Origin of the sequence: Oceanospirillum linum, from assembly GCF_001995095.2 — a bacterium.
GTDB lineage: Bacteria > Pseudomonadota > Gammaproteobacteria > Pseudomonadales > Halomonadaceae > Oceanospirillum > Oceanospirillum linum.
Map to the genome: position 1 here is coordinate 1 of NZ_MTSD02000153.1, position 420 is coordinate 420.

General features: G+C 40.7%; 1 protein-coding gene. It reads right to left on the reverse strand.

Going from position 1 to position 420, the window contains the following annotated elements; all coding sequences use genetic code 11:
* Nucleotides 1–58 precede the first annotated feature (58 nt).
* On the reverse strand, nucleotides 59–301 hold the full coding sequence (locus BTA35_RS17075) for a hypothetical protein (protein WP_078320916.1): 243 nt from the start codon (nucleotides 299–301) through the stop codon (nucleotides 59–61).
* Nucleotides 302–420 lie beyond the last annotated feature (119 nt).

Consider the following 420-nt stretch of genomic DNA (forward strand, 5'->3'; position numbering starts at 1 on the left):
TTTCTAAGCCGCTGATAGCCGTATTTTGACGCAATTTCACGAATTAATTTTTTGGGCATCAACTAATCCGCCTCCATTTCCGAATCGGCCCTTTTCGTCCGTTCGCTTGGCAAGCAAGTAAATCAAATTGTACGCCTGCACGGCTCTTTGTGCGTTTATGTTTTTCATCCACAGTGTCACGATGAACGACATGCTTATCGCCTTTGCGGTCTTCTACAATGATGATATTTTTGTACGGCTGATCAGGATATTCGATTTCTTCACCTTCGATGTACTCGCCGAAAATATTAATTGTTTTCATCTAAATTCCCTCTTTACCTTTTTTTCGCCTGTTATTTTTGGGTAATCCATGCTTCCTTCTGACATAAGCAAATGTTTTGATGTCCATCCTGAATATTTCCCTCATCTGTTGGACAGTCT

Excerpts from the sequence above, each read along its gene's own strand:
- BTA35_RS17075 (WP_078320916.1), bottom strand. The coding sequence starts at position 301 with ATGAAAACAATTAATATTTTCGGCGAGTACATCGAAGGTGAAGAAATC.